The organism is Arthrobacter sp. ISL-28, assembly GCF_018613875.1.
GTDB lineage: Bacteria > Actinomycetota > Actinomycetes > Actinomycetales > Micrococcaceae > Arthrobacter.
In genome coordinates, this window is record NZ_JAGGPJ010000017.1 from 140,995 (window position 1) to 167,266 (window position 26,272).

The 26,272-nt window shown below is 65.5% G+C and carries 24 protein-coding genes and 1 pseudogene; 18 read left to right on the top strand and 7 right to left on the bottom strand.

Going from position 1 to position 26,272, the window contains the following annotated elements:
• The first annotated feature begins 139 nt into the window (after positions 1–139).
• The 5 genes from J7E80_RS14300 (at position 140) to J7E80_RS14320 (ending at position 6,816) form a co-directional block, all read left to right on the top strand.
• Positions 140–1,501 (top strand): adenosylmethionine--8-amino-7-oxononanoate transaminase, encoded by a 1,362-nt coding sequence (locus tag J7E80_RS14300; RefSeq protein WP_251036876.1) that lies wholly within the window; start codon positions 140–142, stop codon positions 1,499–1,501.
• Between the two features lie 8 nt (positions 1,502–1,509).
• Positions 1,510–2,667, top strand: coding sequence for an 8-amino-7-oxononanoate synthase (locus tag J7E80_RS14305; protein ID WP_215052681.1), 1,158 nt, complete (start codon positions 1,510–1,512; stop codon positions 2,665–2,667).
• The gene (gene bioD, locus J7E80_RS14310; protein ID WP_215052634.1) at positions 2,664–3,341 is read left to right on the top strand and encodes a dethiobiotin synthase; all 678 of its coding nucleotides are present in this window, start codon (positions 2,664–2,666) and stop codon (positions 3,339–3,341) included. Before J7E80_RS14305 ends, bioD begins: the two co-directional genes overlap by 4 nt.
• On the top strand, positions 3,338–4,567 hold the full coding sequence (locus J7E80_RS14315) for a cytochrome P450 (protein WP_311380842.1): 1,230 nt from the start codon (positions 3,338–3,340) through the stop codon (positions 4,565–4,567). The genes bioD and J7E80_RS14315 overlap by 4 nt, the downstream gene beginning before the upstream one ends.
• 89 nt (positions 4,568–4,656) lie before the next feature.
• Positions 4,657–6,816, top strand: coding sequence for a glycogen debranching N-terminal domain-containing protein (locus tag J7E80_RS14320; protein WP_215052636.1), 2,160 nt, complete (start codon positions 4,657–4,659; stop codon positions 6,814–6,816).
• 241 nt (positions 6,817–7,057) lie between these two features.
• Here J7E80_RS14320 and ggt read toward each other — a convergent pair whose 3' ends face one another.
• From ggt to J7E80_RS14340, 4 genes are all read right to left on the bottom strand, one after another.
• Positions 7,058–8,884, bottom strand: coding sequence for a gamma-glutamyltransferase (gene ggt, locus J7E80_RS14325; protein ID WP_215052637.1), 1,827 nt, complete (start codon positions 8,882–8,884; stop codon positions 7,058–7,060).
• Between the two features lie 81 nt (positions 8,885–8,965).
• A complete protein-coding gene (locus tag J7E80_RS14330; RefSeq protein WP_215052639.1) occupies positions 8,966–9,391 on the bottom strand; it encodes a ChaB family protein in 426 nt (141 codons plus the stop codon).
• A gap of 108 nt (positions 9,392–9,499) precedes the next feature.
• Positions 9,500–9,784, bottom strand: coding sequence for a hypothetical protein (locus tag J7E80_RS14335; RefSeq protein WP_215052641.1), 285 nt, complete (start codon positions 9,782–9,784; stop codon positions 9,500–9,502).
• A gap of 244 nt (positions 9,785–10,028) precedes the next feature.
• Positions 10,029–10,967, bottom strand: a complete 939-nt coding sequence (locus J7E80_RS14340; RefSeq protein ID WP_215052684.1) for a 5'-3' exonuclease — start codon at positions 10,965–10,967, stop codon at positions 10,029–10,031.
• Positions 10,968–11,052: 85 nt separating this feature from the next.
• Here J7E80_RS14340 and J7E80_RS14345 point away from each other — a divergent pair, with 85 nt between their 5' ends.
• Positions 11,053–11,646, top strand: coding sequence for an HhH-GPD-type base excision DNA repair protein (locus tag J7E80_RS14345; RefSeq protein ID WP_215052643.1), 594 nt, complete (start codon positions 11,053–11,055; stop codon positions 11,644–11,646).
• Positions 11,647–11,705: 59 nt separating this feature from the next.
• Here J7E80_RS14345 and J7E80_RS14350 read toward each other — a convergent pair whose 3' ends face one another.
• Entirely contained in the window at positions 11,706–12,308 is a 603-nt protein-coding gene (locus J7E80_RS14350) for a dihydrofolate reductase family protein (protein ID WP_215052645.1), read from the bottom strand.
• 126 nt (positions 12,309–12,434) lie between these two features.
• Between J7E80_RS14350 and J7E80_RS14355 the strand changes: the two genes are divergently transcribed.
• The 7 genes from J7E80_RS14355 to J7E80_RS14385 all read left to right on the top strand — a co-directional run bounded on the left by J7E80_RS14355 (position 12,435) and on the right by J7E80_RS14385 (position 20,355).
• Positions 12,435–13,733, top strand: a complete 1,299-nt coding sequence (locus J7E80_RS14355; protein WP_215052647.1) for an SWIM zinc finger family protein — start codon at positions 12,435–12,437, stop codon at positions 13,731–13,733.
• The gene (locus J7E80_RS14360) at positions 13,730–15,187 is read left to right on the top strand and encodes a DUF5691 domain-containing protein (protein ID WP_215052649.1); all 1,458 of its coding nucleotides are present in this window, start codon (positions 13,730–13,732) and stop codon (positions 15,185–15,187) included. Before J7E80_RS14355 ends, J7E80_RS14360 begins: the two co-directional genes overlap by 4 nt.
• Positions 15,184–16,290 carry an AAA family ATPase gene (locus tag J7E80_RS14365; RefSeq protein ID WP_215052651.1) on the top strand — a complete coding sequence of 369 codons (1,107 nt, stop codon included), beginning with the start codon at positions 15,184–15,186 and terminating at the stop codon, positions 16,288–16,290. The genes J7E80_RS14360 and J7E80_RS14365 overlap by 4 nt, the downstream gene beginning before the upstream one ends.
• A 3-nt stretch (positions 16,291–16,293) precedes the next feature.
• Positions 16,294–18,585 (top strand): DUF5682 family protein, encoded by a 2,292-nt coding sequence (locus J7E80_RS14370; protein ID WP_215052653.1) that lies wholly within the window; start codon positions 16,294–16,296, stop codon positions 18,583–18,585.
• Positions 18,582–19,769 (top strand): VWA domain-containing protein, encoded by a 1,188-nt coding sequence (locus J7E80_RS14375; RefSeq protein ID WP_215052655.1) that lies wholly within the window; start codon positions 18,582–18,584, stop codon positions 19,767–19,769. The genes J7E80_RS14370 and J7E80_RS14375 overlap by 4 nt, the downstream gene beginning before the upstream one ends.
• A 134-nt stretch (positions 19,770–19,903) precedes the next feature.
• The gene (locus tag J7E80_RS14380) at positions 19,904–20,122 is read left to right on the top strand and encodes a hypothetical protein (RefSeq protein WP_251036877.1); all 219 of its coding nucleotides are present in this window, start codon (positions 19,904–19,906) and stop codon (positions 20,120–20,122) included.
• 68 nt (positions 20,123–20,190) lie between these two features.
• Positions 20,191–20,355 (top strand): hypothetical protein, encoded by a 165-nt coding sequence (locus tag J7E80_RS14385; protein WP_215052657.1) that lies wholly within the window; start codon positions 20,191–20,193, stop codon positions 20,353–20,355.
• A gap of 52 nt (positions 20,356–20,407) precedes the next feature.
• On the opposite strand, the gene J7E80_RS14390 is transcribed toward J7E80_RS14385, so the two are convergent.
• Positions 20,408–20,992 (bottom strand): histidine phosphatase family protein, encoded by a 585-nt coding sequence (locus J7E80_RS14390; RefSeq protein WP_215052659.1) that lies wholly within the window; start codon positions 20,990–20,992, stop codon positions 20,408–20,410.
• Between the two features lie 232 nt (positions 20,993–21,224).
• Here J7E80_RS14390 and J7E80_RS14395 point away from each other — a divergent pair, with 232 nt between their 5' ends.
• Both J7E80_RS14395 and J7E80_RS14400 read left to right on the top strand, forming a co-directional pair.
• Complete coding sequence (locus tag J7E80_RS14395; RefSeq protein ID WP_215052661.1) at positions 21,225–21,491, top strand: DUF1876 domain-containing protein; 267 nt, start codon at positions 21,225–21,227, stop codon at positions 21,489–21,491.
• A 339-nt stretch (positions 21,492–21,830) separates the two neighbouring features.
• Complete coding sequence (locus tag J7E80_RS14400; protein WP_215052663.1) at positions 21,831–22,244, top strand: thermonuclease family protein; 414 nt, start codon at positions 21,831–21,833, stop codon at positions 22,242–22,244.
• Positions 22,245–22,323: 79 nt separating this feature from the next.
• Here J7E80_RS14400 and J7E80_RS14405 read toward each other — a convergent pair whose 3' ends face one another.
• The gene (locus J7E80_RS14405; RefSeq protein WP_251036879.1) at positions 22,324–22,749 is read right to left on the bottom strand and encodes a nuclear transport factor 2 family protein; all 426 of its coding nucleotides are present in this window, start codon (positions 22,747–22,749) and stop codon (positions 22,324–22,326) included.
• Positions 22,750–23,193: 444 nt separating this feature from the next.
• Between J7E80_RS14405 and J7E80_RS14410 the strand changes: the two genes are divergently transcribed.
• The 3 genes and pseudogenes from J7E80_RS14410 to J7E80_RS14420 all read left to right on the top strand — a co-directional run.
• Positions 23,194–25,347, top strand: a complete 2,154-nt coding sequence (locus J7E80_RS14410) for a glycogen debranching N-terminal domain-containing protein (protein ID WP_215052665.1) — start codon at positions 23,194–23,196, stop codon at positions 25,345–25,347.
• 145 nt (positions 25,348–25,492) lie between these two features.
• Positions 25,493–25,633: a hypothetical protein gene (locus tag J7E80_RS23865; RefSeq protein ID WP_311380843.1), complete on the top strand. Its 141-nt coding sequence runs from the start codon at positions 25,493–25,495 to the stop codon at positions 25,631–25,633.
• 260 nt (positions 25,634–25,893) lie between these two features.
• Positions 25,894–26,272, top strand: a pseudogene (locus J7E80_RS14420) (inositol-3-phosphate synthase); the annotation flags it as partial.

The window sequence follows — 26,272 nt, forward strand, 5'->3', positions numbered from 1 at the left end:
AAATCCTCGTGCCAGCTGGAAACTAGCGTCGGCTGTGAAGCCACACCGCAGCCGCCAGCCAGCGTAAAGGAGCACCAATGACGATTCCGGCACACCGCGCCGCGCTTACCGATTGCTCACCCCACGGCGTGCTTGCTCCATGAGGCACGAATCGATGCCGACGAGCCTGATCCAGCGCGACCGGGCACGGCTTTGGCACCCCTACGCAGCTGCTTCCCCGGACCTTCCGCTGTGGGAGGTCGAGGCAGCCGACGGCGTGCGGCTGCGGCTGCGCGGCGACGACGGCACACAGCATGAGGTTGTGGACGCCATGTCCTCGTGGTGGTCGGCGGTCCATGGCTACCGGCATCCGGCGCTGGACGCCGCGGCGAAGCGGCAGCTGGACAGGTTCAGCCATGTGATGTTCGGCGGCCTGACACATTCGCCGGCGGTGGAACTGGCTGAGCGCCTGGTGGAGATGGCGCCAGCCGCGCCAGGCCTGCCGCGCCTGGAGAGGGTGTTCCTTGCGGACTCAGGTTCGGTTGCCGTCGAGGTCGCGCTCAAGCTGGCGGTGCAGTTCCAGACCGCGGCGGGCAAGCCAGCCCGGCAACGGTTCCTGAGCATCCGCGGCGGCTACCACGGGGACACCTTTGCGGCGATGGGGGTCTGCGATCCCGTGGATGGGATGCACTCTGCCTTCCCGGGCTTGCTGGCCGGCAATGTGTTTGCCCCCCGTCCCCCGGCGGCGGCGTCCGCAACCCGGGATTCCCTGCAGGCGTGGGCCCTGGAGGTTCAGGACATCGCATCTGCGCACGCCGAGGGGCTGGCCGCGATCATCGTCGAACCGATTCTCCAGGGCGCCGGCGGCATGCACGCCTATCCGGCCGAGTGCCTGCGTGAATTGCGGCTCATCGCGGACCGGTACGGGTTCCTGCTCATCTTCGATGAGATCGCCACCGGATTTGGTCGCACCGGGGAGCTGTTTGCTGCCGATCATGCCGGCGTCGTCCCGGACATCATGTGCGTGGGCAAGGCCCTCACCGGTGGGTACCTGACCCTCGCCGCCATGCTCTGCACCGGCGAGGTTGCGTCAACGGTTTCCGAAGACTGTGCCGGGGCGCTCCTGCATGGCCCCACGTTCATGGGGAACCCGCTGGCGTGTGCCGTGGCCAATGCAAGCCTGGGAATCATCGGCGATGGCGGCTGGCGCGCCGACGTCGCCCGGATCGGTGCGGGTCTGACTGCCGGGCTCGGCTCGGCCCGCGAACTGGAGGCCGTCCGGGATGTCCGCACCATCGGCGCCGTCGGAGTCATCGAGTTGCATGACGCCGTTGACGTCACGGCCGTCACCACCGCGGCCATCCGACACGGTGTCTGGGTGCGCCCGTTCCGGAACCTCGTCTACACCATGCCTCCGTACATCAGCACCGCCGCGGACATTCAACAGATCACCGCGGGCATGACGGCGGCCGTCGCCGAGGTCCACGAACCCTCCACGGCCCGGCGCGGAGACGCGGCATGAGCACCGCGATGACGCAATGGCTGGAGCGGCAGGCCGCGGTCAGGGACCGCCGGGGGCTGGTCCGCCGGCCCGTGCCCCGTGCCGCAGACGATCGGTTCGTCGACCTGGCCAGCAACGACTATCTGGGACTGTCCGCGGACCCGCGGCTTGCTGAGGCTGCCGCCGCAGCGGCTTCGCTGTGGGGTACGGGCGCCACGTCCTCGCGCCTCGTGGCCGGAACCACCCAACTGCATCTCGAACTGGAGGAGGAACTGGCCCGGCTGACCGGCATGCAGACGGCACTGGCCTTCTCCTCCGGCTACCTGGCAAACGTCGGTGTGATCACGGCATTGGGCGGCCCAGGGACGCTGATCGTCGCGGATGAACACTGCCATGCCTCGATGATCGACGGATTCCGGCTGAGCCGCTCACGCACGGAATCGTTCACACACAACGGCCTGGACGAAGTGGACCGGCTGCTCGCAGACCGGACGGAGCCCCGGGCGCTCATCGCCGTCGAATCCGTATACAGCGTATTGGGCGATGAGGCCCCGCTCGGGGAGCTCCTGGCCCTGGCGGAGCGGCACGACGCCGTACTGCTCGTTGACGAGGCCCACAGCCTGGGAGTCACAGGCACCGGCGAATTCCAGGGCCGCGGCTCAGTATCCGGCACGCCCCTTGCCGGGCACCCGAATGTCATCGTCACGGCGACCCTGTCCAAGGCCCTGGGCAGCCAGGGCGGGGCCGTCCTCGGATCTCCCCTGCTGCGCGAACACCTCCTCAACAGGGCCCGAAGCTTCATATTCGACACAGGCCTGGCGCCGGGATCCGCTGCGGCGGCCCTCGCCGGTGTGCGGATTATCCGCGACGAACCATGGCGGGCCGGCGCGGTCGGACGCAACGCTTCGGCCCTCACGGCCGGGCTCGCCGACGTCCTCGGCGTCCAAGGGGTCACGGTCGAACGAACAGCAGGGGCCGTCCAGTCCATAGCCATGCCATCCGCCGAATCGGCCTTGCTGGCAACCCAGGCGGCGGCGGCTGCGGGGGTTCGGATCGGCTGCTTCCGCCCGCCGTCGGTGCCCGACGGGATTTCGCGGCTCCGTCTCACCGCGCGCGCCACTCTTACACCCGAAGACCTTGAACACAGCTGCGCGGTGTTGCGCACTATTTTGGAGGACCTGACATGACCCTGCCCGCCATCATCCTAGTCACAGGCACCGACACAGGAGTCGGTAAAACCGTGACGACTGCGGCCCTCGCCGCCGTCCTCCGCCGCATGGGGCGCAGCGTTGCGGTTTACAAGCCCTGCCAGTCGGGTGCCGCCGCCGGCGATTCCGACACGGCTGAAGTTATCCGGCTTGCCGGCGCCGTGACAGCCGAAACCGGAGTCGAGCTGCAGGCGCCACTGGCGCCCGTGGCTGCTGCCGCCGTCGACCGGAAGCCCCTTCCGCCGGTGGCCGAGCACGCCGGTAGGATCCGTGAGCTCGCCGGATCCCACGATCATGTTCTGGTCGAGGGTGCAGGCGGCCTGCTGGTGGAGCTGGATTCCGACGGCGGAACGATGGCGGAGCTCGGAGGGCTCCTGGGGGCGGCCTTTGTGCTGGTCGCCCGCCCTGCCCTGGGCACGTTGAACCACACTGCCCTGACCCTCGAAGCACTGGCGGCCCGGGAGCTTCAGGTGCTGGGAATCGTGCTGGGCAGCTGGCCGGGCTGCCCGGACGTCGTGCACCACAGCAACCGGCAGGTGCTCGGGACGTTGACAGTTCCCTTCCTCGGCGCCGTTCCCGAGCAGGCCGCGGAAATGGATCCGGCAGCCTTCCGGGCCGAAGCAGCGGCCTGGCTGAATGGGCTGCCCGCATGAGGCCGGCAGCGACAACCACGCCCGAGAAACCGCCGACGGAAGGCCCGCGACAGAACGAGGGCCGGGGACAGACCGAAAGCCCGGGAGAAGCGCGGTGCCCGTACATGGTGGTCCGCGACCCGGACGTTGTCCGTGAAGTCCTGCACCGGCCGGCCGACTTCAGCCCGGCGAATGCCCTGGTTGCCGTGACGCCCCTTTCGGCTTCTGCCCTGCGGGTGCTGCAGCGCGTGCGTTTTGCACTGCCGCCGGTTCTGGCCAGCAATGACACGGAAACGCATGCCGGGATCCGCAAGGTGGTGGCGGGCTATTTCACACCGGCCACCGTAGCCGCCATGGAGCCGAGGATCCGGGAACTGGCCCAGGAAGCTGCGGGAGCTGCTGCGGCGCAGCTCGAACGGACTGGCCAAGTGGACCTCGTGCAGGCGGTGGCGGCGTTTACCCCGGCCACCGTCATGCTCGAACTCCTCGGCCTGCCTGTACGGGATCTTGCGGCCCTCAAGCGGTGGGGCCTCGACTCCATGGAATTGTTCTGGGGGTGGCCGGGCGAGGACCGGCAGCTCGAACTGGCCCACAGCGCCGCCGACTTTTACGTCTGGTTGCGCCGGCTCGTCGCCGAGTCCGTGGACGCCCCGGGACGCAACCTCTTCAAATCGCTCGCAGCACACGGCTTATCCACCCCGGAGATCTGTTCGCTCGGTTACTTCCTGCTGATCGCCGGCCAGGAAACAACCACCCAGCTGATCAGCACCACGCTTTTACGCCTCCTTGAGGGGCCGGCGCTTCAGAACTGGAAAGACGCCGCTGACAGGGCCGGCGCCCAGACCATGGTCCGGCACGTGCTTGTGACTGAGTCTTCCGTGCCAACCTGGCGGCGCGTAGCTGCCCATGAGGCAAGGCTCGACGGCGAGCTGATCCCGGCCGGCGCTGAGATCCTCCTCGAGCTGTCCGGCAACCACTTCACCGGCCATCCCGAACCCCAGGGCTTGTCCCTGGCACTGCAATCGGGCGGCGGGCACAGACCCTCGACCGGCTACGGCCTGGTTTTCGGCTCCGGCATCCACCGCTGCCTCGGGGCCAAGCTGGCAGAACTCGAGGCGGCCGTCATTGTCCAGGAAACCGCCTCCGCGCTCCCCCGGATACAACTGCGCGATCATGAACCCGAATGGATCCGGCTCCTATCCTTCCAAGCCCCTCGTTCAGTCACCGTCACGAACAATCCGCTCTGACTGCACAGCCTGGCCCGAGTCTGGCAGGCGTTCTGCGATGGGCGTAGATTCAGCTCAGTTCAGTGTGGCGTTTTCACAAGGAGCCTGAGATGGCTGGATGGAATGCAGACAGTGCGGCCGGGGCACCCGGGCAGGGAGCCGTGACCTTGGTGGCAGGATCATCCTTCTGCATATCGCTGCAGAACGGCGATATCTTCGCGCACCACCCGCACGGCGTATTCCATCGGGACACCCGGATCCTGTCACGGTGGTCGCTCACCATCAACGGACAGCCCGTGGAGCCGCTGGGGGCCTGGACCCCTTCGCCCTACCAGGGTACGTACATGGGAAGGGCCGCGCGGTCCGACGGCCGCGCCGACAGCCCGTTGACGGTGGAGCGGAAACGCGAGCTGGGTGCCGGCATCGTGGAGGACATCACGATTCACAACTATTCCCTTCAGCCCGCCTCCTGCGAGATCGCGCTGGCCGTGGATGCGGACTTCGCGGACCTTTTCGAGGTCAAAGACGGCCGGTTCCACCGCAGGTGGGATCAGACGCGTCGCACGAGGCCCGGGTCGGTGACGATCGAAGCGGCCTGGCAGGAAACACGGAAAGGGATCGTCGTGCGGATGCGCGATGCCGAGGTCAGCGCCGACGGTCTGCTCCTGCGCATGATGGTCCCGGCCCATGGAAAGTGGAGTGTACGGGCGACCGTGCTGCCGCTGACAGCAGAAACCGAAGTCGACGCAGGCCTGCCGACACTCGTCCTTTCGGCGGATATGATCTCTGCGCAGGAGCGGCGTCAGAAAGCATGGGATGCACGTATTCCGCTTCCGCGCGTGGGCAATCCGACCGTCGAACGAAGCCTCCTGCGCAGCCACGACGACATCGGGGCCCTGCGGATTGTGGACCCCGACCATCCGGACCGCATGGTTGTGGCCGCAGGAGCCCCATGGTTCATGGCACTGTTTGGGCGGGACTCCCTGCTGTCCTCCTTTATGGTCCTGCCCGTCGACGCAACTCTGGCACTGGGCACGCTGCAGACGCTGGCCGACCGGCAAGGCACAAAAGTGGATCCGCTGACCGAAGAGCAACCCGGCCGAATTCTGCACGAGGTGCGGCTCGACGTCGGAACGGGCCTGGCCCTTGGCGGCAGGTCTGCCTACTACGGCACCGCCGACGCCACTCCGCTGTTCGTCACCCTGCTCGGCGAAGCCAGCCGCTGGGGACTTGCCGCCGAAGACATCGCAGCGCTCGTGCCCCATGCAGACCGTGCCCTTGAGTGGATCCGGGAGTACGGGGATCGTGACGGAGATGGGTTCGTTGAGTACCTGCGGCTCAGCGACCAGGGCCTCGCCAACCAGGGCTGGAAGGACTCCTGGGACGGAATCAACTTCGCGGATGGCAGGCTTGCCGAGCCGCCCATTGCACTGTGCGAGGTTCAAGGCTATGTCTACAGCGCCTATCTGGCCCGGGCATGGATGGCATACGAGGCCGGCGACGAGGCTCTCGCCGATGATCTCCGGGAACGTGCGGAGCGGCTGAAAAAACAGTTCAACGAGCAGTTCTGGCTGCCGGACCGCGGATACTATGCGATCGCACTCGACCGGGATAAGCGGCCCGTTGACGCCTGCGCCTCCAACATGGGCCACTGCCTGTGGTCAGGCATCGTGGACGAGGATAAGGCACGACAGGTTGCAGACCGGCTCATGTCCCCGGAAATGTTCAGCGGCTGGGGCGTGCGCACCCTGGCAACGGACATGGGGGCGTACAACCCTGTCAGCTACCACAACGGCTCCGTCTGGCCCCACGACAATGCGCTCATCGTTGGAGGCCTGATGCGGTACGGCTTCGTGAAGGAAGCACAGCGGCTTTCCTCCGCGCTGATGGACGCCGCTGAATACACGGACAACCGGCTGCCCGAGCTGTTCTGTGGGTTCAGCCGTTCCGATTATCCCCAGCCGCTTCCCTACCCGACGGCCTGCTCTCCGCAAGCATGGGCCTCGGCGACGCCCGTCATGCTGATCCGGAGCCTCCTGCGCTACGAGGCAGATGTCGCCCTGGGCGTGCTCTGGTTGGATCCCGCGTTGCCGGAAACGTGGGGAAGCCTGCACACCACCAACCTGCCGGTGGGCGGTGCACGGGTCACTCTCGATGTGTCGGGGTCCCATGTGGACGTGGAGGGATTGCCCCAAGGCATGGTGTTCCGAAGGGGAACACGACCACCCCTGGCCGACTTCATGGAGATCAACAGGCTGCGGCGGGAGTGACGGCGGGGCTACTTAAGGCGGGTGAGAGTCAGGATGCCCTGTCTATGCTGGCGCCCAACTCCCTTGAGATGGTCCGGGGGTGGCTCATAGGCCGAGATCTGAGCGGATGTCCGGACGGGCACGTTCAGATCGAAAGGGCGGCACGGACGTCAGTCCGTTCGGGGAGGCTCGTCGGGTCTGCGGGAACATCCGTCGACATTGCGGTTCTCCTGGTTCCCCGGCGCGTCCGTCTCTGCAGGCCCTACCTCGACGGGTTGACGACCATCGCCGAGCCGCCCCCTCGTCTCACGGGCTCCGCCGCCGCGACCATCCTCCCGTCACGTTCGAACTCGATCGCAGTTGCCGCGCCGATCTCCGCCGCCGAGGTGAACGCGTCACCCGCCGGCATGAGCTGGTGACCGTACCGCTTCAGCTGGCGTTCATAAGCGGTGATGAAGGCCGGCTCGGCTGTGACCTTGGCAGCGTTCCGCTGCGCGGCGCGCGGTGCCGCGACCGCCTCGGAGATGCTCATGCCCAGGTCCACCCGGTTGAGGATCGTCTGCAGGACGGTCGTGATGATCGTCGACCCGCCGGGCGAGCCGAGCGCGAGGAATGGCTCCCCGTCCTTGAGGATAATGGTCGGCGACATCGAGGAGCGCGGCCGCTTCTCCGGTTCGATCCGGTTCGGATCTTGGGGATCGTACACGGTCGAGAAGTCAGTCAGCTCGTTGTTGAGCAGGAACCCCCGGTCGGGGACCACGATGCCGGACCCGCCGGTCTGCTCGATGGTGAGCGTGTACTCGACCACGTTTCCCCACTGGTCAGCGACGGTCAGGTTGGTCGTCGAGATATTCTCGGTGTCCTTCTCGTCGGCGGGCGCCGCAGCGGAAGCCGGGCATACGCCGTCGTAGTTGGACACGTCCCCCGGTGCCACGGGCTTCGCGGCCGCGCGCTTCGGATCGATCCTGCACGAGCGCTCCTTGCCGAACAGGGGGTCAGTGAGCGCGGCCGTGGGGACGTCGACAAAGGCCGGGTCGCCCAGGTACTTACCGCGGTCCGCGAACGCGAGCGCGCTCGCCTCGAGATAGTGGTGCAGGGCGTCGGGTGTGGACATCTCCGAAACGTTGAACGTGTCCAGGATGTTCAGGGCCTCGCCGACTGTGGTGCCACCGCTGCTCGACGGCGCCATTCCGTAGACGTCCAGGCCGCGGTACTCCACCTGCGTGGGTGCCTGATCCAGAGCGGTGTAGGCGGCGAGATCCGCCGTCGTCATATGGCCTGCCGGGACGGGCAGCGTCGTTCTGGCCGTCTTCGGCGGAGTCTGGACCGTTGCCGCGATCTCTTCTGCGAGCGGGCCGTGGTAGAAGCCGCGGGTCCCCTGGTTTGAAAGAATCCGGTACGTCTTGGCGAGGTCGGGGTTCTTAAAGACACTGCCGACGGCGGGTGCGTCGCCGCCGGGGAGGAAGAGTTCGCTCGTGGAGGTAAACGCCTCAAAGCGGATCTTGTTGTCGAGGGTCTGCTGGCGGAACGTTTCGTCGACCACGAAGCCGCGGTCCGCCACCTCAATGGCCGGCTCCAGGGCATCATCAAGGTCCAGGGTGCCCCAACGCTTGAGTGCACGTTCCCAGGTGGCCGGCGTGCCGGGAACGCCTACGGAAATGCCGCTTGTGACGAGCTCGGGCGTGAAATTGTAGGGCTTACCCGTCGTTGGGTCGATGAACGCGTCACGCGGCATTGCCGCCGGTGCAGTCTCGCGGCCATCGATCGTGCCGACCCGGCCGGTCTTGGCGTTGTAGAACACGAAGTAGCCGCCCCCGCCGATACCCGCGCTGTACGGCTCGGTCACTCCCAGGGTCGCGGCGGCGGCGACGGCGGCGTCCGCTGCGTTGCCGCCCTCGCGAAGGACTTCGATCGCCGCAGCGGATGCCTCCGGGTCAACGGTGCTCACCGCGCCGCCGTACCCGGTCGCCGTCGCCGTCTTTTCAGTCTCCCGAGGATCTGCGTACGCGGGACTGATGGCCGCGCCGCTTGTCACTGTCATAGCCAGAGCCGCCGTAAGGGCAGCAAATCGACGTCTCACATAGGGCATGATGGCTCCCGAGTCTGGGTGATGCGAGGTGACGGTAGTGTCACGCTACTCCCCTGTCCTGCGACACTCAACACCGCCGTGCTAGTCCCCACGCGCCTTCCGGGTGGCAGTCTCGTTGGCCTTCTGCAGTGCCTTGACCAGCTCGTCCTTGTTCATCTTCGAACGGCCATCGATGTTCAGTTCCTGGGCACGCTTGTAGAGGTGCTCCTTTGAGGCGTTCGCGTCCACGCCCCCGGCGGTGGGCTCCGATGAATCGAGTCCCTCCTCTGCGCGCCGGTCGGAGGGGCCACGCTTCTCTTTGGGCTCCCAGTGGTCGCCCACCTTCTCGTAGCTGTGCTTTAACGATGCGTAGGCGGCGCGGGCAGCACGGCTCTCGTCGTTGTCGTAGGACTCGAGGGCGGAATCGTAGGTTTTGGCGAATGTGTCCTGGGCTTTCTGCTCAGAGCGCTGCAGGGTCGAGGGGAGCTCTTCCTTGCGGGCGTGGTCGTTCCTGCCGGTCTTGGGCATGGCACCGCACTCCTTTCATCAGCAGGCTGATCATCCGGATGGAACCAGTGTAGGCTCGCTCGCCATGGGCTTGAACGGCCCCGGCCTCGTGCGGAGCCGGGCCGCCGCTCACTGCTTGAGATGCTCGGTCAGAACCTCAAATTCTTCCACTTCGACGATCTGCATGTTCTGCTCGCGGCTGGTTTCGGAGCGGATCCTGCCAGCGGGTTCTTGACTCGCGACGACATCTTCCTGGGTATCCCACAGTGTGATGGACAGGGATTTGTCGTCCTTTCCCTTCAGATAGTAGAGACCCCGGCATCCGGGCAGCTCCAGAACGCGCCTCACGGTTTCCTCCGCGGGTTCCCCCGTGGTGCCGGGGCTGGTTTTGTAGGTGCTGACTCGAGCAAACATTTTTCTCCTCCGGCTTCAATATGAATCGGCTGGCACCGACGGGATTCCTGGCCACCGGCATCTCTGCCGGCATGAGCAGACCTCCCATCACCTAGTAACTACCGGGAACGGCTCCGGCGCAAGACCGTACCGGCTGCACTTTCGCGGGGACGGCTTCAGTCCAGGCCGAGCGCGCTTCGGAGGGGCGATGCACGGTGCGGGATTCCTCCGCCTCGCTGTTCCAGGTCAATGCTGTTGGTCCAGCTCAGTGGTGTCGGTCCAGCGCATCGATGAGCCGCCTGACTGAGCCGCCGAGGTTCCAGTCGATGGCGAGGCGCTCGAGGTCGGCGCGCGAATCGCCTGTGACAGAGTGCAGCTGCGCCCCCGCCTCCTCGAGGGTCGGCAGCTCGAGGTCGCGAACCACCTTCACGACGGCCGGGGCGACCGTGAGGTAGTCCGCGGCCGCGGCGAGTTTCGACCGCACGGGTGAGGACAGCCCACTTCCGGCGTCCCGCGCCGCCGCGAGCAGCCCTTCGAGCGTGCCGTACTGCAGGAGCAGCGACGCGGCGGTCTTCTCACCGATGCCGGCGACGCCCGGCAGCCCGTCGGAGGCGTCGCCGCGGAGGGTCGCGTAGTCGGCATACTGCTGGGGCAGCACATGGTACTTGCCGACGACGACGACCTCAGTGATGAGTTCGAGGTTTTTCATGCCACGCGCGGTGTAGATGACCCGCACCTGGCGGGCGTCATCGACGAGCTGGAAGAGATCGCGGTCGCCCGTCACCACATCAACGGGAAGCCCGGCGTGGCTGGCGTAGGTGCCGACGACGTCGTCGGCCTCATGCTCAGCAGCCCCCACGACGGCGATGCCGGCGAGCTCGAGCACTCGGCGGATCATCGGAATCTGCGCCTCAAGCAGGTCCGGCACCACCTCCACATCCGCGGCACCCGGTACCACCTCTGCGACCCGGTGCGACTTGTAGCTCGGAATGAGGTCCACGCGCCACTGCGGGCGCCAGTCATCGTCCCAGCACGCAACGAGATGCGTCGCGCCGTAGTCGGTCGTGAGCCGTGCGATCATATCGAGCAAGCCGCGAACGGCGTTCACCGGTAAGCCGTCGGCGCGGCGGATCGTGTCAGGCACGCCGTAGAAGGCGCGAAAGTACAGCGAGGCAGTGTCAAGCAGCATCAGGCGGTCGGGCATAACTGATCCTGACACAAATGCGCGTGGCCGCGCAGGACGGCGAGGTGTCGTGTTCGTCGGGCGGCGCAGATGGGAGGATGGGCGCATGGAACTGCATATCACTGGTGATCCGGCCGCCGACAAACTGCTCAGCGATGACGCGTTCGCGCTACTAACCGGCATGCTGCTGGACCAGCAGGTGACCATGGAGTCGGCGTTTGCCGGACCGGAAAAGATCCGGACGCGCGTCGGATCCATCGATCCTGCCGCGATCGCTGAGTATGACCCGGCCGGCTTCGTTGAGGTTTTTAAGGAACGTCCTGCCGTCCACAGATTCCCTGGCTCCATGGCCAGCCGGGTCCAGGCCCTGGCCGAAACTGTGCAACACGACTGGAATGGGGACGCAACTGCCATCTGGACGAAGGGCGACCCTGACGGCAAGGAAGTGCTCCGCAGGCTGAAAGGACTGCCCGGATTCGGGGAGCAAAAGGCAAAGATCTTCCTGGCGCTGCTCGGCAAGCAGTGCGGACTCCGGGCAGAAGGCTGGCGTGAGGCCGCAGGCCACTACGGCCAGGAGGGGGCATTTCTTTCCGTCGCCGACATCGTGGACCCGGAGTCACTGGTTAAAGTCCGCGCCAGCAAGCAGGCGGCCAAGGCTGCTGTCAAAGCGGCGAAGGCGCCAGGCACAGGCGGCCCCTGACCTCTGGTGACGACTTCTGGTGAGGATGGCGTCGACGTCGTACGCGCGGACCGCCTGGCTCAGGTGCTCGTGGACAGGCCTTTCGACCGGCTGGCACCGACTGCGTATTCGAGCTCGATCAGCCCGGTGTCGTAGGTCTTCGCGCTCAATAGGCTCAGAAGGGTCGGATCCTGGCCGGCGGGAAACACGCCACGCCCTGCGCCGATTGCGATGGGCATGACGACGAGTCGCACGGCATCCACCTCTCCGGCCATAAAGAACGTCTCGCTCAGGGTTAGGCTGCCCCAAAGAACAATGGCGCCGTCAATCTCACTCTTGATGCGGCGGATCGCCTGGACGGCATCACCGGATTCGATGGTTGCCTCCGGCAGGTCCCCCCACGGCGCCTTCTTGAGGTGCTGGGAGAATACGAAGCGGCGGAGTCCATTGAGCGCTGGCGCTATGACCTCCCCGTCCGATGCCGGAGTCGGCCAGTAATCGACGAACATCCGGTACGTGGAGGCTCCAAGCACCATGGCCTCGACGTTGTCGAGCCACGCGAGTTGGCTTTGGTCGAACTCGGCTGTGCCCCCTTCGAGCATTTCGTATGCATTGAATTCGTTGTTGGTGTTGGCGGCAAACCCGTCAGCCGTCACGAATTCCTGGACAATAAGTTGTCCCATGTTTGCGGTTGACGTGGGCGTACTCTCTAAGATGGCTTCCAGATGCTCCCTCCGCCGTAGCTTTCCGCTCCGCCACGCTGCCCTGCCTCTCCTGCGGCACCAGAGGCGTCAGGCACAATGAGCATCATGGCGCGTTGGAGCGAGGAGAGGGTGATCGGCGCCGCCCCGGACGAATCTTCCATAGCGGCGGCCCGCAAGCTGGCACGGCCGGGCCCATGGTCCGATACCGGCAGCAACGACGTCCTGGTCTGGGGCAAATGCCAGGGCAGCGGGAAAACGCCCTATCAGGTCAGCGTGGACCTTGCCACGCCGGCGTATCGGTGCTCGTGCCCGAGCCGGAAGTTCCCGTGCAAGCATGCACTGGCACTGCTTCTCCTGTGGGCCCGGGGCGAGGCTGCCGACGTCGGCGCGGAGACCGCCGACTTCGCGCAGGAGTGGGCGGACCAGCGAGGGGACCGGGCCGCGGCCCGGGAGCGGCGCCAGTCCGAGCAGCAAACGGATCCTGTTGCCCAGGCCAAGCGGCTGGCCGACCGGTTGACACTGATGGATGCGGGAATCTCCGACTTTACCCGGTGGCTGACGGATCTGGTGCGGACTGGGCTGGCAGCCGCCCGCAACCAGCCGTATGGCTGGTGGGATGGTGTGGCTGCCCGCTTGGTCGATGCCCAGCTTCCGGGGCTGGCCGAGCAGGTGCGGGCGATGGGATCGGATGTGCATGCCCGCGCCGATTGGGCGGATCATCTGCTCTTTCATGCGGGCCGCTGGTGGGCTCTGACCAAAGCCTGGGGCAGGAGGGACGACCTGACGCCCAACGAGTTTGCCGATCTCCGGGTCGCCGTCGGGTGGGCCATGGCTTCTGCCGATGTTCAGGGCACCGAGGTTTTGCCCGGTCCATGGTTGGTGCTCGGCGCCCACCGGAGCGATGACGGGCGGCTCCAGCAACAGCGCACCTGGATTCGCGGACCCGACGGAACGGTCGCGGTCGTGCTTGATTTTGCGGCCCAGGGTGAAGCACTCACGACGCCCCAACTGGCCGGGGCTGAGTTGGACGTCACCGTCGCGCGGTATCCGGGCTCCGCGCCTCAGCGGGCAATGTTCACGAGTCCTGTTACCCCGCGCGGATTGGTCCACAGCCTCGGTGAGGGTTGCAGCATTGCCCAAGCGTTGGAACTGGAGTCGGCCGCGGTCGCTCTCTCGCCGTGGCGTGAGCGTCACCCGGTGCTGTTCGGCGGGGTCCGCGTCTCCCCAGGTGATCACGGCTGGATCCGGGACGGATCAGGTGACGCCCTCCCGATTGTCGACGCGCCCTTGGACTCCCTGTTGGCACTTACCGGCGGCCATCCTGTCGACCTGTTCGGAGAACTGGAGGACGGCCGCGTGCGGCCGCTGTCCGTCGTCGTCGGCGAAGCGGTGGTGACGCCATGACCTGGCTGGCCGAGCTCCGAACATCGGCTCTCCTCGGCACGGGACGGCACGCACCGCCGTCGCCACCCGTAGATTTGGGTTTTCGCCCGCCCGACGGCCTGTCCCGCGAGGAGTCACTGCTCGACCAAGCGGCCTTGGCCGACGTCATCACCCGCGCTGCCCGCCGCTCCAGCCGTCTGGACACTGCTGACCTCCCTGATCCGTCGCCACCCGACGACGCCCCCGAAGCCTCCGGCGAGGCCGCCCGGTTGCTGGACCTATTACTCACCCAGCCTCCGGTCAGTCTGGAGCTCCGCGCCCAACTGGTGACCGACTGGCTGCAGCTCGCCGAAACGTCCCGACGGCGGGTACCGCACCGCTTGGTCGCGGCGCTGCTCGCCCTGGCAGACACGAAGCCCGGTGTGGCGGAGCATTTGCATCCGGCCATCGGAACCCGCGGCCTCTGGCTTCAGGTCCTCACCCGGCCCAAGGACTCCGTCCTGTCTTCTTCCGCGAATGTGACTGAATGGGCCGAGCTGGGCAGCGCCGACGCCGCCGTCGAACTTGAAGGTCTCCGGCGCAGCGACCCCGCGGCCGCCCGTAACCTGTTGGGCAAGCAATGGGACGATCTCAGTGCGCGGGAACGCGCCGCCCTTCTGGGCACGTTCGCCGTCAACATTCAAACCGATGACGAAGACCTCCTGGAACGGGCCCTGGACGACAAGGCGAAGAGTGTGCGGGAGGTCGCCGCCAGCCTGCTTGACCGGCTCCCCGCCAGCGCCCGCGCCGCCCGCATGGCCGCCCGCCTGCGCCCGCTGCTGCGTATCAAGGGCGTGCTGCGCAAACAATTCGAAATCGACGTGCCACCAGAACCGGATGCGGCGGCCCTGCGCGACGGGATCGCGCCGAATCCCCGAAGTGGCGAACCCGACCGGCTTGGTCGGCTGGACACAATCATCCGCGGTGCTCCGCTCGACGTTTGGACGACCGTGGCTGGTCGTGGCCCGGCGGCAACCCTTGCGCTGCTAGACGGTGAAACGCGCGTCGTCAACGCGATTCTCGCCACCGCTGCGCTGCGGGCCGACCTTGATTGGGTGCGCGCGCTGTTCGACGTCCGCAAGGACGTGCGGTTGCTGAATTGCCTGCCCGACGGCGAGCGCGAGCTCTCGCTCGTCCGGCATATTCGCGGGGGCGGCGTAAATCCCTTCGCTCTGGTTCCGCTGCTGCGGGACATGCCTAGACCATGGGGTCCTGCATTGGCAGAAGAGATACTTACGTTGATTACCGCCAAGAACGGCGGCCAACTGGCGACAATGCTGGCCGCGTTCCTGCCCATGGCGCTTCCGCTCGACTCGGCCGACCGGTGCCGCCGCCTGCTCGAGCGTTCTGACGACGACGCCCCACGGCGCCGAGTGCTTCGGGATGTCGTACAGTACCAATCATTCCGACAATCGCTGACGGAGGCCTTCCGATGACCGATGCCTACTCCCCCACTGACGTCCTCCGCGCCCATGCCGAGAACGCTTACGCCGAGGAACTCGGGGAGCTGGCCGCCGCGGATGATCGGCCCCGGCCGCCCAGCTGGCGCCTGTCTCCCTGGGCGGTGGCCACTTACGTCCTCGGCGGGACTCTGCCCAACGGCACCGAGATCAGTCCGAAATATCTGGGCTCGGCCCGGCTGGTGGAAATCGCCGTGGCATCGCTTGCCACGGACCGGGCGCTGCTGTTGCTCGGGGTGCCGGGCACTGCGAAGACTTGGCTGAGTGAGCATCTTGCCGCGGCGATTTCGGGTACCTCGACCCTCATCGTGCAGGGCACGGCGGGCACGCCGGAAGAAGCGCTGCGGTACGGCTGGAATTATGCGCGATTGCTGGCCGACGGCCCGTCCCGGGCGGCCATGGTGGCCGGCCCGGTGATGCGGGCAATGGAGACCGGAAGCCTGGTGCGGGTGGAAGAGCTGACGCGCATCCCGTCGGATGTGCAGGATTCCCTCATCACGATCCTCAGTGAAAAGATCCTGCCGATCCCTGAGCTGAACTCGGAAGTCCAGGCGCGCAAGGGATTCAACGTCATCGCCACGGCCAACAACCGCGACAAGGGGGTCAACGACCTGTCATCGGCATTGCGCCGCCGCTTCAACACCGTGGTGCTGCCGCTCCCGGACAGCCTTGACCAAGAGGTGGAGATCGTTACCACCCGGGTTCGCAGTCTCGGCGCAGCCCTGGAGCTGCCGGCTGATCTTGCGGCGCTCTCCGAGATCCGCCGGGTGGTCACCGTCATGCGGGAATTGCGCGCCGGCGTAACCCAGGATCAGCGCACCACGCTCAAGTCGCCGTCGGCAACTCTATCGACCGCAGAGGCTATCTCGGTGATGACGAACGGCCTGTCCCTGGCTGCGCATTTCGGCGACGGGACCGTCCGGGCCCCAGACGTGGCGGCGAGCTTGGTTGGCGCGGTCGTCAAGGACCCCGTACAGGACCGGGTGATCTGGCAGGAGTACCTGGAGACCATCGTCCGCAACCGGCCGGACTGGAAAGACCTCTACCGGGCCTGTCGCGACCTTGAAACGTCGAACTGACAGATGACAGACGTCCACGTCCTGGGGATCCGGCACCACGGACCCGGTTCGGCTCATTCGGTCGCGGAAGCCCTGGCAACCGTCAGGCCGGATTTGGTGCTGGTCGAGGGGCCGCCGGAACTTGATCAGGTTCTGCCGCTGCTCTCCGACCCGGAGATGGCGCCGCCCGTTGCCGGACTGATCTACGCGGTCGAGCAGCCCCGGCTGGCCTCGTTCTACCCGCTGGCGAGCTTCTCCCCGGAGTGGGTGGCCATCCGCTGGGCGCTGTCGACGGGAACCGAAGTGCGGGCAATCGACCTGCCTGCGGCGCACGGCTTCGCGATGGCCGCTGCGCTCGCCGAAGCGCCTTCCTCCGAGAACGACGGCGACACTTCAGGTGAAGACGCCGTCCCGGAGGTACGGCTGCAACAGCCGTACCGCCCCGATGCAATTGCGACGCTGGCCGAGGCTGCCGGGTACAGCGACGCCGAGCGTTGGTGGGAGGACGCAATTGAGCACCGGAACGCCGGCCCCGTCGACCAGTTCGCAACCATCGCCGAGGCCATTGCGGAGATTCGCGCTGTCGACAACAGGGCCAGTGACCACCCGGACGTGATCGAGAACAACCTGCGGGAGGCGGCGATGCGGCGGCTGCTGCGGGCCGCGATCCGTGAAGGGCATGGACGCATCGTTGTTGTGTGCGGTGCCTATCACGCGCCGGCGCTGGTCCCTACTAACTTTCCTCCGGCGGCTGCCGACAACAAGCTGCTGGCTGGCTTACCCAAGGCCAAGGTCGCCGTCACCTGGGTGCCCTGGACCTCGGATCGACTCAGTCTGCGCAGCGGATACGGGGCGGGCGTCACGGCGCCGGGTTGGTATCAGCATCTCTTCGCCCACTGGACCGCCCAGGAATCCTATGGAGATGTCGCCACCACCTGGCTGGTCCGGGTTGCCCGTACTTTGCGCCGGGAAAATCTCGATGCGTCGACAGCTTCCGTGGTGGAGGCAAGCCGAATGGCAGGCGCCTTGGCCGCGGTACGCGGGCGGCCCAGCCCTGGACTGGCAGAATTGGACGATGCCGCGCAGGCCGTGCTCTGCGACGGCTCACCTCTGCCGCTGGAACTGGTGCACCGCGAACTCACCATCGGACTTGAGCTGGGGAACGTCCCGGAGTCCGCGCCGACCGTGCCGCTGGCCGCTGATCTCACTGCCGCTCAGCGCAGGCTGCGGTTGAAACCCAGCGCCCTGGAAGAGGTGCTGACGATTGACCTGCGCAAGCCGAATCAGCTGGCCCGCTCGGTACTGCTGCACCGGCTGGCACTGCTCGGAGTGGACTGGGGCGTCCCGAGTGAAACCGGCCGCACCATGGGCACGTTTAAGGAGGCGTGGACACTCTGCTGGGAGCCGGAACTGGCGGTCGCCCTGGTGGAGGCCAGCCGCTACGGCACCACTGTCGCCTCGGCTGCCGCCACATATGTGTCCGAACGCGCCCAAGTCGCCACCAGCCTCGCGGAGCTCAGCGACCTGCTCGCACGCTGTCTGCTCGCCGATCTGCCGGACGGAATCAGAGGCGTCGTGTCGGTGCTGGCTGACCGCACCGCCCTGCAGCATGACGTTCCGCCGCTGCTGGAAACCATCGCGCCTCTTGCCCGAACCTGCCGGTACGGCAATGTCCGGGAGGTGGATGTCACGGAGGTGCGGAGGATTCTCGATACGACGGTGGTGCGGACCTGCGTTGGCCTGCCGATTGCCTGCGCAGGGCTCGACGATGAGGCCGCTGCCGCGATGCGGCGGGCCATCGACTCGGCCCAGCATGGTTTGTCACTGTTGCCGGAACTGCCGCTGGACGACTGGCATGGGGCGCTGGCTGCCGTTGCAGGTTCGGACCGGATCCACGGATCGGTCGCGGGGCGCGCCACCAGGCTGCTGCTGGACGCGGGTTTGGTGGACGGGGATGAGGTCGCGGCCAGGCTCAGCCGTCGGCTGTCCATCGCCACTCCGGCGCCCGCCGCCGCCGCTTGGCTGGACGGCCTGCTATCCGGCGACGCAGTGCTGCTGATCCACGATCGCCGCATACTCCAGATCGTGGATGATTGGGTCGCCGGGGTGCACGACGACGTCTTCGATGACGTTCTGCCCCTGTTGCGCAGGACATTTTCCCTGTTCAGCCCTCCGGAGCGGCGGGAGATCGGCGAACAAGTGAGCCGCGGAAGCGAACCCGGGCAGGCCGCAAGCCCGATGATGCTGGACTTAACTGGCGCGGGACCGGCGATCCGGACGATGGCAAGGTACCTCGGCTGGGAGGCGGACGCATGACCCACGCTAATTCCGATGGCCGCGACCGGCTGAGCCGCTGGCGTCTGGTGCTCGGCGGACACGGGGCCGACGGCATTACAACAGCCGAAGGCCAAAGAGTGGTCCTCTCAGCCGCGGACCATCTCCGCGACCGGGCCCTGGAGGACTTGTATGAGGCCCCGAGAAAGGGCCCGGGAGGCCTCGGCGCGTCCAGCCCGCGGGTGGCCCGATGGCTCGGCGATATTCGTGGCTATTTCCCGTCCACCGTGGTCCAGGTGATGCAGGCCGATGCCATGGACCGGCTGGGCTTGCGGCAGCTGCTCCTCGAACCGGAAATGCTGCGCACGGTGCAGCCCGATATCGGTCTCGTGACCACCCTCGTGGGGCTGGGCCGCGTAATTCCTGAGCATTCACGCGAAACAGCCAGGGCGGTGGTCCGTCAGGTGACCAGCCAGCTTGAGGATCGGTTGCGCTCCAAGACGATTCAAGCCGTCTCTGGTGCATTGAACCGGGCGGCACGGACCCGACGGCCCCGGCATCAGGACATCGACTGGAACCGCACGATCGCCGCCAACCTCAAGCACTACCAGCCCGAATATCGCACCGTCGTGCCCGAGCGGCTGGTCGGCTATGCCCGACGAAGCACCGAAGTGCAGCGTGAGATCATCCTGTGCATCGACCAATCCGGGTCCATGGCCGAGTCGGTGGTCTACTCCAGCGTGTTCGGAGCGGTGCTTAGCTCGCTGCGGTCGGTCCGCACACGGCTGGTGGTCTTCGACACCGAAGTTGTTGACCTGTCGGATGAACTGGACGATCCCGTGGATGTGCTCTTCGGCGTGCAACTCGGCGGCGGTACGGACATAAACCGGGCACTGGCCTACTGCCAGGAGCAGATCACCGACCCGACCGAGACAATCCTGGTGCTCATCAGCGACCTCTACGAGGGAGGAATAGCTGAGGAGATGCTGCGGAGGGCCGCGGCGATCGTCGGATCGGGAGCAACCATGATCGCCCTGCTGGCGTTGAGTGACAGCGGTCATCCGACGTTCGATTCAAACCATGCCGCTGCCCTCGCCGGAATCGGCGTCCCAGCCTTCGCATGCACGCCGGACCTGTTCCCGGAGATGATGGCCGCGGCGATCGAACGCCGGGACGTTGGCGAATGGGCGGCCACTCACGACATTGTGACGAATCACGAAGACTAGCGCCTGGTGGCCGCGCTGCCCGTTCCGGGCAAGAACAACGGACGCCTATTGTCTGACGACAACCGCCGGTATCCTGACAATTCGGCCATCCGGACCGCCCCGTCATCGCCTTCGCCGGCGACGGGGCGATGCAAATGAACGGCGTGACCGAGCTGATCACCGTTCACCGGTACTGGCAGAAATGGGCCGATCCCCGGCTCATAGTCGCCGTGCTGCACAACAACGACCTGAACCATGTCACCTGGGAACTGCGGGCGATGGGCGCCGCCCCCGCCTTCCGGGAACCCCAGTCACTTCCCGACGTCGACTACGCAGCCGTCCCTCAAGCCTCGGTCTGGAAAGCATTACCGTAACCACGCCCGATGGAGTCGGGCCGGCGTGGGACAAAGCGCTCACCGCGGATCGGCCCACAGTTCTGGACGTGCACACTAATCCCGACATCCCACCCATCCCTCCACACACCACGCTTGAGCAGGCACTCAACACCGCCAAAGCCCTGGCCAAGGGCGACGACAGCACCTGGGGCATCATCAAAGAGAGCGTCAAGACCAAGGCCCAGGAACTCCTGCCGGACAGGGAACAGTGAGACCCCCGCTCATTGAATGCCCTTCAGACCGTCAGAGTTTCAACGGTGCCGGTCAGCCCTGAACGGTGGCTATTACCCGCTCGCCGTTGAAGTATTCAAGCTGCCAGCCGTCAACGGCGTGGTGGTGGGCGAGGTTGAGCATTGCGTTGTCGACGCTTTGCAAGGTGCGGCCGATGGCGCGGCTGAGACTCACTCGGATAAGCGTGCCGTGGGCGACGACCAGGACGCGCCGGCCTCGGAACTCCTTGGCCAGTGCTTCCAGCGAGGCCAACCCGCGGCAGGCTGCCTCGTCCTCGCTCTCTGCGCCGCGGAAACCACCTGGGATGCGGAGTGCGTCCAATTCAGGGCCACTCTGCAGCCCTTCCGCGGGTCCGAAACTGCGCTCGATGAGCTCCGGCACGCGCCGGGCCACGCTGAGCCCCAGTCCGGCGGCAATGAGATCGGCGGTTTCAGCGGCGCGGCTCAGCGGAGAGGATACGATCGCGTCCCACTTGTAGCCGGACAGGACGGCGACGGCGTCGCGCGCCTGGCCGCGACCGACGTCGTTGAGCGGAATGTCGGTGGATCCCTGCAGCCGGCGCTGCGCATTCCAGTCTGTCTGGCCATGGCGGACGAGGGCGAACGTTGTAAGGGTCATGGCTTCCATTCTGCCTTGACAGCGGGCAGGAACCGGAACTGCGGCCATGTGAAGCCGCGAAGCAAACAGTCGAAGAGCCGCGCGACTGAGCGAGCGATTCAGCCGGGACGGCGGATCTCGCTGCCCCGTTGCACTCCCCCGCTCCGTCGGAAATATTCAGAGTAAATGCGGACTCTTGACGGGTTGCCTCGAGCTTGACACTGTTGAGTTCTGATTCGAGGAGGCGACCACCATGCAAGAAAAGGGCTGGTCGGTGAACATTGTCATCGACGAACACGAAGGCCTGACACGGGCCAAGGCGCAGTTGTACGCTGAAGACCGGTCAGACCTGATCGGGGTCGGTATGGCAAGGCTCAATCCGGCGGACTCAAATATCCCCGTGATCGGTGACGAGCTGGCGACCGCACGTGCCCTGGCGGATCTGGCGCATCAGCTGATCGAGGCCACTGCGGCCGACATCGAGAGAGTCACCAAAGAAACGCCGCATCTCCGGGCCTAGCCTGAATGCTGATCGGTTAAAGGTGCCGTGAATAACGGCACCTAAGGCGAGCGCGCGGCCCTTTACGCCAGGAACATCTGCAACCACCCGTCTGCCCCAAGCCGCAAGGTTGGCCAAGGATTCCGTCAAGGACCTTACATCCGAATCTCACTCCTGTGACCATCATCTGAAGACGTCAACCTTCACACGGTTATGGGTGAACCATTGAGAAGCACACGAATTGTCCGCGGGGCCGCCGTCGTCCTCACAGGTTCCCTGACACTCTTAGGGGCCGCCGCGTGCAGCCCAGAATCTCAGCTCCAAGCCTCCCGCCCAACCAGTGCCGAAGGGCCATTTCCCGTGCTATCCGTCACCGACGGAGACACCATCAGAGTCAGCGTCAACGGACAGTCAACCCGCGTCCGCCTCATCGGCATCGACACGCCGGAGGTGAAAGATCCAGGCACGCCGGTCCAGTGCTTCGGACGCGAAGCATCGAAGCGCGCCGAGGAACTCATGACCGGTGCACAGGTCTGGCTGGAATATGACCCCAGCCAGGGACGGCATGACCGCTTCGGCAGGACACTCGCATATGTCTGGCTAAACGACAACCTGCTCGTCAACCATCAAATGGTCAGCGAAGGGTTCGCGCACGAATATACCTACGACGACCCCTACAAGTACCGGGACAGCTTCCGTGACGCGCAACAGGCAGCCCAAACTGCCGAAGTTGGACTATGGGACCCCGACACATGCGCCGGCAAGACGAATTGACCCAGACAGGTTGGCCTCCTTCGCAACGACAGGCACTGGGCGCAATCGCCCGAATCTTCTTGTCAGGTCATGCCGGAGCTCAGGCCCAGAACTCGTCCGGCTTGGCCGTGTCCTCGAAAAACTCCCGGCCCTCGACGACCTTTCCGTCGCGGAGTACGTAGGCGATGGCCGTTGCCACGTCCAGAGTCTTTCCGTTGCTTTCGGCACGGCTTTGCTGGATCGCGACTGTGTGGTTTTCCCCGCCGACGATGTCCCGGACGCTCGCTTGGAAGGACCCCTGCGAACGCGCTCCCAGCTCGCCAAAGTAGGCCATGATGGCGTCGCGTCCTTGCTTCGTTCCGGACAGCACGCCGCTTCCAGCGGCGTACCAGACTGCGTCCTCCGCGAACAATTCGCTGAGTGTCGCCAGATCCCCTGAATTGAAGGCCTCGTACCCCTGCCTGATTAGCTCAGCGTTTTCTGCAGCTCCCATGTCAAACACCACTCCGCCATCCTCGTCGGTCATGCTGGGACGGCTTAAGAGTATTCCTGGCTCAGATGCGTGTCGATGGGAGATCACTCCGGGCTGTGTTTCTTAAAAGCTACTACTGTTGACTAGTGAGCAACCTCACAGCGGAGCCTGGAACGGACGGCGGGACGTGGGTGGGGTGGGAAACAGAGCACGCCCAGCTGCTGGTACTGGAGTCATAGCGCCGGCGCGCTGCCCGGCATTGCGTCGGTAACTGCCATTGGAACCCCTGCTGGCAGCGGGGGTTCCAATAGGGTTTTGCCGGTGCGTCCGGCGTCATGATGGCATCTTCTCAGCGGGACTCAACTTTGAGGGCTCCCGTGCCTATTATCAAAGGGAGTACAGGCGTAGCGTCTATCCAACGGAACAAGGCGGCGATCGAGTGACGGACTCGGATTCGTATAGCGCCGCCCCGGTCTTGAGCCGTTTAAGGAGGCGGGGATGACTGGATGGAATGCCGACACGGCTGCAGGGCCTGTGGGGCCCGGCACAGTTACTTTGGTGGAGGGTTCTTCCTTCTGCATCTCTTTGTCGAACGGAGACATCCATCCGGAGCATCCGCACGGGGTTTTCCATGAGGACACCCGCATTTTGTCCCGCTGGAACCTTACGATCAATGGTCAGCCCCTGGAGCCGCTGACCGCATCGGCGAAGGAACCCTACCGGGCCCTGTTTATCGGCCGCGTTCCCCGCTCCGACGGGTATGCGGACAGCCCCATGATTGTGGAGCGCATGCGGGAAGTCGGGGCTGGAATCCTGGAGGAGATCACCATCCGGAACTACTCCTCTGAGGAGGCCGAATGCGTGGTCAACCTCAGCGTTGAATCCGACTTCGCGGATCTCTTTGAAGTAAAGGAAGCGCGCATTCAACGAACCTGGGAAGAATCCCGCCAACCGGACGGTGACTCGTTGACCATCAGAGCCGTCTGGCAGGACGTCCGGAAGGCCGTCGTCGTTAAGGCAAACGGGGCCGAGGTCAGCCCGGAGGCCTTGAGCTATAGGGTGGTTGTCCCGCCACACGGAAATTGGAGCACCGTGCTGAGCGTGGTACCCATCGTTGACGGCTCACCGGTGGCGTCGTTCGTTCGTCCGTCTCGAGGTGAAATATCCCGCAGCGACCGTCGCCGCCAGGAATGGGTGGCGAAGATTCCCAGACTCCATATAGCCAACCGTTCCATCGAACGGACTCTGCGGCGCAGCTACGACGATCTGGGCGCACTCCGCATTGAGGATCCCGCCCATCCGGAGCGGATCGTGGTGGCCGCCGGTGCGCCATGGTTTATGACGCTCTTCGGCCGTGACTCGCTCTGGGCTTCGGAAATGGCGCTACCGGTGGACCCGTCCCTGGCGCTGGGCACGTTGCAGACGCTGGCGGAACGTCAGGGCAGGGTGGTGGATCCGATGAGCGAGGAGGAGCCGGGCAAGATCCTTCACGAGGTCAGGCTCGGTGTCTCCAGCGGACTGTCCCTGGGCGGCAAGTCCGCCTACTACGGCAGCGTCGATGCGACTCCGCAGTTCGTGATGACACTGGCGTCGGTTAGCCGTTGGGGTTTTGCGAAGGACACCATCGCAGCCCTGCTGCCCCACGCTGACCGTGCTCTGGATTGGGTCCGGGAATACGGGGACAAGGACGGCGACGGGTTCGTCGAGTATGAACGCCTCAATGACCAGGGCCTCATCAACCAGGGCTGGAAGGACTCCTGGGACGGGATCAACTTCGCCGACGGCCGGATGGCCGAGCCGCCGATTGCGCTCTGCGAAGTCCAGGCATTGGTCTACAGCGCCTATCTGTCCCGGGCATGGATGGCATACGACGCCGGCGACGCGCCTTTGGCGGCCCGATTCACCGCTGAGGCGGCGCAGCTCAAGAAAAGGTTCAACGAGGAATTCTGGATCCCCGACCGCGGCTACTACGCCGTGGCTTTGGACGGCAAGAAACGGCAAGTCGACGCATGCGCCTCCAACATGGGGCAATGCCTGTGGCACGGCATTGTGGACGAGGACAAGGTACCGTTGGTCGCCGAACGCCTAATGTCCCCTGAAATGTTCAGCGGCTGGGGCGTCCGAACCCTGGCCAGTGACATGTCCGCTTACAACCCAGCCAGTTACCACAACGGCTCGGTCTGGCCGCATGACAATGCGGTTATCGCGGCCGGCCTGATGCGATATGGCTTTGTGAAGGAGGCGCAGCGGATCGCCACCGCCCTCTTCGAGGCGGCCGATTACAGCGACGGTCGCCTGCCGGAACTCTTCTGCGGCTTCAGCCGTGACCAGGTCGCCGAGCCCGTGCCGTACCCGACGGCATGTTCCCCCCAGGCCTGGGCAGCGACCACTCCGATCATGTTGATTACGAGCCTGATGAGGTACGACGCCCATATATCGCGCGGCGGCTTCTGGATGGATCCGGCACTCCCGGAGTCCTACGGTGACCTGCACATCACCAATGCGCCGATGGCCGGAGGCCGTATCACCATCGATATCGCCGGCTCCGAACCATCCGTGCAGGGGCTACCCGAAGGAATAGTGTTCCATCGGGAACACCGTCCATGGTTGACAGAACTGATGGAGCAAGCCGGGCTGGGAAGCAGGGATTAGGAAAAAGCTCGGGTGATGGCCATGATGGCTTCCTCCTGCGCGCCGCCGGCTACTGGAACTCCGGACAGGAGTGCGGTGCCGGCTGCCGGGTACTCGTCCACGAGTCCGTCGCCGGAGCGAAGAAGCCATCAGCCGGGCCAAGCAGGTGCCCTATGGCCTTGCCGCCTCGGCCTGGACCCTCAACCCAGAGCTGGGCCACGACATCGCCTCACCCTTGGACGCCGGCACCGTGTGGATCAAACTCCCACCTGGTCCTGGCCAACGAAATGCCCTGGAGCGGCTTTAAGAGCTCCGGTTATGGGCGCGACCTGTCGGCCTACGCCCTGGACGACTACTCAAGCACCAAGCACGTCATGCACAACAAAGCCGGTAAAAGGCGCACTCCGGGGAAGCCGTTGCTGCGGACCCAGCCCCACGAGTTCCGGGACCTTACCTGCAGCAGAACCGGGTGGTATCCTGATACGCAACTGATATATAAGTGTCGCCGCGTAGCCTTCAGTTGTTTTCGTCTGCCACGGACGAGATGTTTCTACCCAAAGGAGTTCCGTGTCTTCAAATCCGATTCGTGTCGCAATCGTCGGTGTGGGTAACTGCGCCGCTTCGCTGGTCCAGGGTGTCCACTACTACCGGGATGCCGACCCCCAGGCTACGATCCCGGGTCTGATGCACGTTGAGTTCGGCAAGTACCACGTCAACGATGTCCAGTTCGTGGCCGCGTTCGATGTTGACGGCAAGAAGGTTGGCGTCGATTTGGCGGACGCCATCCTCGCCAGCGAAAACAACACCATCAAGATCGCGGACGTGCCGCCCACCGGCGTGACGGTGCAGCGCGGCCACACGCTGGATGGCCTGGGCAGGTACTACCTCGAGACGATCGAGCAGTCCCCGGCCGAGCCCGTGGACGTGGTCAAGGCACTCAGGGACG

What these genes read in the sequence shown, in the direction of transcription:
- J7E80_RS14300 (WP_251036876.1), top strand. Translation starts at nt 140, where the DNA reads ATGAGGCACGAATCGATGCCGACGAGCCTGATCCAGCGCGACCGGGCA.
- J7E80_RS14305 (WP_215052681.1), top strand. Translation starts at nt 1,510, where the DNA reads ATGACGCAATGGCTGGAGCGGCAGGCCGCGGTCAGGGACCGCCGGGGG.
- bioD (WP_215052634.1), top strand. Translation starts at nt 2,664, where the DNA reads ATGACCCTGCCCGCCATCATCCTAGTCACAGGCACCGACACAGGAGTC.
- J7E80_RS14315 (WP_311380842.1), top strand. Translation starts at nt 3,338, where the DNA reads ATGAGGCCGGCAGCGACAACCACGCCCGAGAAACCGCCGACGGAAGGC.
- J7E80_RS14320 (WP_215052636.1), top strand. Translation starts at nt 4,657, where the DNA reads ATGGCTGGATGGAATGCAGACAGTGCGGCCGGGGCACCCGGGCAGGGA.
- ggt (WP_215052637.1), bottom strand. Translation starts at nt 8,884, where the DNA reads ATGCCCTATGTGAGACGTCGATTTGCTGCCCTTACGGCGGCTCTGGCT.
- J7E80_RS14330 (WP_215052639.1), bottom strand. Translation starts at nt 9,391, where the DNA reads ATGCCCAAGACCGGCAGGAACGACCACGCCCGCAAGGAAGAGCTCCCC.
- J7E80_RS14335 (WP_215052641.1), bottom strand. Translation starts at nt 9,784, where the DNA reads ATGTTTGCTCGAGTCAGCACCTACAAAACCAGCCCCGGCACCACGGGG.
- J7E80_RS14340 (WP_215052684.1), bottom strand. Translation starts at nt 10,967, where the DNA reads ATGCCCGACCGCCTGATGCTGCTTGACACTGCCTCGCTGTACTTTCGC.
- J7E80_RS14345 (WP_215052643.1), top strand. Translation starts at nt 11,053, where the DNA reads ATGGAACTGCATATCACTGGTGATCCGGCCGCCGACAAACTGCTCAGC.
- J7E80_RS14350 (WP_215052645.1), bottom strand. Translation starts at nt 12,308, where the DNA reads ATGGGACAACTTATTGTCCAGGAATTCGTGACGGCTGACGGGTTTGCC.
- J7E80_RS14355 (WP_215052647.1), top strand. Translation starts at nt 12,435, where the DNA reads ATGGCGCGTTGGAGCGAGGAGAGGGTGATCGGCGCCGCCCCGGACGAA.
- J7E80_RS14360 (WP_215052649.1), top strand. Translation starts at nt 13,730, where the DNA reads ATGACCTGGCTGGCCGAGCTCCGAACATCGGCTCTCCTCGGCACGGGA.
- J7E80_RS14365 (WP_215052651.1), top strand. Translation starts at nt 15,184, where the DNA reads ATGACCGATGCCTACTCCCCCACTGACGTCCTCCGCGCCCATGCCGAG.
- J7E80_RS14370 (WP_215052653.1), top strand. Translation starts at nt 16,294, where the DNA reads ATGACAGACGTCCACGTCCTGGGGATCCGGCACCACGGACCCGGTTCG.
- J7E80_RS14375 (WP_215052655.1), top strand. Translation starts at nt 18,582, where the DNA reads ATGACCCACGCTAATTCCGATGGCCGCGACCGGCTGAGCCGCTGGCGT.
- J7E80_RS14380 (WP_251036877.1), top strand. Translation starts at nt 19,904, where the DNA reads ATGAACGGCGTGACCGAGCTGATCACCGTTCACCGGTACTGGCAGAAA.
- J7E80_RS14390 (WP_215052659.1), bottom strand. Translation starts at nt 20,992, where the DNA reads ATGACCCTTACAACGTTCGCCCTCGTCCGCCATGGCCAGACAGACTGG.
- J7E80_RS14395 (WP_215052661.1), top strand. Translation starts at nt 21,225, where the DNA reads ATGCAAGAAAAGGGCTGGTCGGTGAACATTGTCATCGACGAACACGAA.
- J7E80_RS14405 (WP_251036879.1), bottom strand. Translation starts at nt 22,749, where the DNA reads ATGACCGACGAGGATGGCGGAGTGGTGTTTGACATGGGAGCTGCAGAA.
- J7E80_RS14410 (WP_215052665.1), top strand. Translation starts at nt 23,194, where the DNA reads ATGACTGGATGGAATGCCGACACGGCTGCAGGGCCTGTGGGGCCCGGC.